The organism is Pseudomonas yangonensis (genome assembly GCF_009932725.1).
Classification (GTDB): domain Bacteria; phylum Pseudomonadota; class Gammaproteobacteria; order Pseudomonadales; family Pseudomonadaceae; genus Aquipseudomonas; species Aquipseudomonas yangonensis.
The window spans coordinates 1-320 of record NZ_BLJU01000216.1 but is presented as its reverse complement, the minus strand read 5'-3'; the positions used below and the strand labels follow the sequence as shown (position 1 = coordinate 320).

Genomic DNA, 320 nt, shown 5'->3' with positions numbered 1-320 from the left:
GGCCATTCCTCCTCCCTCGGTGCGCCCGCGCTATCCGGGCATTCATGAATTGAACTCAAGTGTCATTTTCCCCGGCAGCTGTTTTTCGCACGAATCGTTCCGCCAATAATGCGCCCACCTTCTTCCAGTACGCCGCGCCGCGGCCGGCCTCACGAGCGAGATCGCCATCATGCTGTTCAGCCCCTATACCCTTGGCCACCTGACCCTCCCCAATCGCATCGTCATGCCGCCGATGACCCGTTCCCGCGCCGCCAGTGGCGAAGTCGCCACCGCGCTGATGGCCGAGTACTACAGCCAGCGCGCCGGCGCCGGCCTGATTG

Annotated in this window: 1 protein-coding gene; it reads left to right on the top strand. The window is 64.1% G+C overall.

Features of this window, described 5'->3' with window-relative positions; genetic code table 11:
- Positions 1–169 precede the first annotated feature (169 nt).
- Positions 170–320, top strand: a 151-nt coding sequence (locus tag GYB81_RS24100; protein WP_498052056.1) for an oxidoreductase, incomplete at its 3' end; no start/stop codon positions are given.